The 4,218-nt window shown below is 74.7% G+C and carries 3 protein-coding genes; 1 reads left to right on the forward strand and 2 read right to left on the reverse strand.

Annotated elements, in window-relative coordinates:
• The first annotated feature begins 135 nt into the window (after positions 1–135).
• Entirely contained in the window at positions 136–1,143 is a 1,008-nt protein-coding gene (locus ACWDX9_RS60465; RefSeq protein ID WP_449972959.1) for a hypothetical protein, read from the forward strand.
• A 454-nt stretch (positions 1,144–1,597) separates the two neighbouring features.
• Here the strand turns inward: ACWDX9_RS60465 and ACWDX9_RS60470 are convergent, their stop codons facing one another.
• Together ACWDX9_RS60470 and ACWDX9_RS60475 are read right to left on the reverse strand one after the other, a co-directional pair.
• Positions 1,598–2,716 (reverse strand): phosphotransferase, encoded by a 1,119-nt coding sequence (locus ACWDX9_RS60470; RefSeq protein ID WP_449972961.1) that lies wholly within the window; start codon positions 2,714–2,716, stop codon positions 1,598–1,600.
• A gap of 14 nt (positions 2,717–2,730) precedes the next feature.
• The coding region (locus ACWDX9_RS60475) for a DUF7825 domain-containing protein (RefSeq protein WP_449972963.1) at positions 2,731–4,218 on the reverse strand (1,488 nt) is incomplete at its 5' end.

Below are 4,218 nucleotides of genomic sequence, written 5' to 3' on the forward strand. Positions count from 1 at the left end.
CCGTACTCCACCCGCCGTAGCCGCACCTCCCGATACCCCCCGGGGAGTATAGGGAGGTGACGTCACCAGGACGACGACACCACCACGCCCGGACCGCGATGCTCGACACCTCATCCGGAAGAAAGGCATCGCCCCATGTCATCGACCCTGGTACGGCACATCACCCCCGTCCTCCCGCACCGCGCCCGCGGCGTGGTGGCCGAGGTGTACGCGCAGGTCAACGCCGAGTTCAGCAGCATCGGCCCGGCCGTGATGATGATGTCGCCCTCCCCCGAGCTCATGGCCGCGGGCTGGTCGCTCATGCGCGAGAGTCAGCTGGCCGGCGACGTCCCGGCGCTGGAGAAGGCCGTCGTGGCGCTGGGCGCGGCGCAGGCCAACGACCTCGACTACGACGTCCAGGCGTTCCTGTCGGTGCTGCGCCTGCTGGGCGAGCCGCACCTGGCCGAGTCCATCGAACGCGGCGACCCGCCCGCCGACGCCAGGCTCGCCGCCCTGCTGGACTGGGCCGCCTCCACCGGAGTGGCCGCCCGGGAACCGCAACGGCCACCGTTCCGCGCCGGGCCCGAAGCCGCCGAACTCCTCGGCACGCTCCTGTTCACGCACTTCGTCGACCGGGTCGCGGCCGCCATGCTGCCCGCCGGGCTGACCCCCGGCACCCTGTCCCCCGACGACGAACCGCCCTTCGACGGCGCCCCCGTCCTGCGCCCGCTCGACCAGGACCTGCGCCCCGGCGCCACGCTCCCCCTGCTGGACGGCCTGCCCACCGCGCCACCCCCGCCGTGGGCCGCCGACCACCCGATCGGCGCCGCGTACGCCGCCCTCACCGCCACCGCCGCCCAGGGCGCCGGCCTGCTCACCCCTGAGGCCGCGGACGTGACGGCCGAGGTGATCGCCGAGCACCGGGGCCGCCGCCTGCCGGTCGGCGACGGGCTCGACCGGCCGCTGGCGGGCCTGACACCGGACGAGCGGGCGGGGGCGCGGGTCGCGATCCTCGCCGGTCTGGCGCCGCACGCCATCACCGACGAGCACGTCGCCGCCTGGCGCGCCACCGACCGCCGCTTCAGCGACCACTGCACCGTCTTCCTGCTCGCCTACGGCGCCATCACCGCAGTCACCCACATCGAAGCCGACATCACCGCCTGACCCCGCACCGGACGGGCTGACCACCGCGATCATCGTCGACCGGCAGCGCAACCCCCGTCTGCGCTCCCGCACCAGGGACGGCCCCTCCGGCACGACCTGCCACGCCACGCAGGCAATACCGGGCACGGCCGTCCCCACCGGGACCACTACACCTCAGACGACCCGCTCCCGCCCCCACTCCCACCGCACCGCCGCAGCAGCCGACCCGCGCTACCGCGACGCCGCACCAGCCGACCTGCGCCGCCGCCATGCCGCCGCCATGCCGCGGGCAGCCGCACCCGCGCCTGCCGCAACACACGCACACGGCACGACGGACCACCGACGGGCGCACCCCCGCAGGCCGATAAAACCCGGGCAACCGCACCCACTCGCGCCACCTTGCCCACGCGGCCCGACGCGCCACCACCGCAACCACGCACCCCGTGCGAGCCACCGGTGCACCACGGACGGCCTCTCACCGGCGGCGCGGCGCGAACGGCGGTAACTCCGCCACGTCCACATCCGCGTCCGGCCACCGCCGCCGCAGCGCCTCGCCCACCCGCCACCCCCACCCGGCCAGCCCCAGCAGCACGCCGAACGACTCCGCCACCCGGGCCGCCGCCTCCACCGTCGCCACCAGCTGCACCCGGCTGTCATCACCCGCCGCCCGCCCATCCACCTGCGACAACCGCTGCAACCGCAGCAAAACGTACGAGAAGCACGCCGCCGCCAGCCCGAACCCGAACCGCCGATCATCCTCCGCCTCCGGCACCCCCACGGCCAGAGCCCGCCGATACGCCTCCCCCATCCCTCCGTCTACCGACAGCCACGCGGGACCCGGAACGTACAGGCAGACCGCGTCATGCAGCGCATGCGTGAACCCGGCGAACTCGAAATCGATCACCCGCGCGTCCGGCGCCCCCGACGCCCGCACCAGAACGTTGTTCGCCTCCGGGTCCCCGTTGCTCAACGCCAGAAAAGGCCCCGGATCCCCCAGCTCCTCCAGCACCACCGCCAGCTCCCGCTCAGCACCACCGGCGACCTCCACCCCCAAGGCCGCGACCTGCAACCGCCCCTCCTCCCGGAACCCGGCGAACCTCCCCGCGCAGTCCGCCACCCGATCGAACGCCCCCAGAGCCGCCCTGCGCGCGTAATAGACCTCCGCCCGGCCGGCGGTCACGGCGTTGAGCTCACCGCGCACCCGGGCGAACGCCGCCAGCCGCTCCCCGTGCGCCACCGCCCCGTCCGCCCGCAGCAGGCCGTCCAACGGCACCCGCGGCGCCAGATCCTCCAGCACCACCAGCCCCGCCGCCGGATCCGCGGCCACCACCCGCGGCGCCAGCCGCACGCCGAGTTCCTCGGACAGGAATCCCAGGGCGGCCACCTCGCTCCGCAGCCGCCACGACTCCGAACGGTCGGGACCGGGCCCATGAGGCCGCATCCACTTCACGATCACCGAGCCGTGCGAGCCGCTCAGCTCCGCCCGCGCGACCGCCCAGGGCTCCAGCCGCCGCCACCCGACGACGGTGGCAGGCGACAGCAGCTTCTCGACCTTGCCGACAAGGCTGTTCTGTGTGGGATCGAAGATGATCATCAGCCCCGGCGCCTTTACAAAGTAGATTTCTTAGGGAGGGCGATCAGGTGCTGCAGCCGCCGCGCCTCCTGGACCAGCCTGCTCGACCCCTTGCGGGCCGCCACCGCCGCCACGTCCGGCAGCTCGGCCCGCACGCCGGCGATCCTGGCCGCCCGAGCCCCTGCCGCCAGCAGGTCGGCCGCGCCCGCGCGGGGCCGTTCGCCCTCCTGGGGCAGCAGCCCGGGCAGGAGCCGCACGACCACCTCCCACACCGCCTCGTGCGCGCCGGCCTGCGTGGCGTCGTCGAGCACCGACACCACCCGGTTGAGCTTGAGGAACCCCTCGACGATCAGCTTGGTGAGCGTCTCCGCCAGCGCCTGCGCCGGCACCCGGCCGCGGGCGGCCAGCGTCAGGAGGGCGTCGGTGGCCGCGGCGCGGTCGGTGGCGTTCTCGTGACCCATGCCGCAGGCGAGCGCGTGCGCCACGGCGCTGCCGAGCGGCCCGTCGGCGTGGGCCAAGCCGACCAGCGACTGCGTCTGCGCCTCGCTGGAGTCGATGCAGATCGACATCATCCAGACCATGTGCGCGGCCACGATCTCCGGGTGCGAGGGCATGGCGAGCGGCCACCACTCGAGCGTGAACGCGTAGCCGGTCTCCGGCCGGTAGAGCGGGCGGAGCTCCTCGGGAAGATCGTCCGGCACGTCCAGCACGGGGCGCAGGGCGGGCATACCCGACAGGTAGTAGCCGTTGCGCTCGGTGCGCAGGTGAACCGTCACCCGCGGATCGGGGGCCCCGCCGTCGCGCATCCAGGCGGCGCACGCGCGGCCCGCCTCGGAGGTCAACCGCCGCGCCCGCCGCACGCACCCGTCGGGGAGGTCGCGGGGCAGCCGCAGCAAGGCCTGGACCAGGTCGCCGGGCAGTGCCCGCACCCCGGCGGCCTCCAGCAGCTCGAGGCGGTCGAGCAGCACCCCGGGATCGACGTGGCCGCTGCCCGCCGTGGGCGTGGCCAGCAGGACCGGGTAGCCGCCGCCCTCCTCGAACGAGCGCGCGAGCTCGGCCGCGCGGCCGAAGTAGAGCTGCTTGAACCCGCCCAGGGTCGGCGGCTGCCGGATGGCGTCCTTGGGCAGCGCATCCGCGGCCCCGGGCGCGGCGAACGCCAGGAACGCCCGGCGCACGGCATGGACCGGGTCCTCGCGGTTGTGACCGAAGAAGATCGAATCGAACGGCTCCAGCCAGGGACGTAACGCCTCGCGCAGCGCATCGGGCGCCCGCCGCGACCACTCGACCAGGCCGGCCAGCAGGCGTTCGTACGTGTGCGGGTCCACCTCGTGGGCGCTCACCGCGCGTACGAGCTGCTCCGGCGAGGCGTACGGCGGCGGCAACGCCGGCCCTTGTCCCACCGCCGGCAGCGGCGTGACGATCACCTCCTCGGCGGCGATGTCACCCCCATACGCCGCCGAGACCCGCTCCAGCAGCTCCTCTGGCAGCCCGGCCGCCGCCTGCCGCACCGCCTCCCGGCCGGC

Source organism: Nonomuraea sp. NPDC003201, assembly GCF_053590415.1.

What these genes read in the sequence shown, in the direction of transcription:
- ACWDX9_RS60470 (WP_449972961.1), bottom strand. Translation starts at nt 2,716, where the DNA reads ATGATCATCTTCGATCCCACACAGAACAGCCTTGTCGGCAAGGTCGAG.
- ACWDX9_RS60465 (WP_449972959.1), top strand. Translation starts at nt 136, where the DNA reads ATGTCATCGACCCTGGTACGGCACATCACCCCCGTCCTCCCGCACCGC.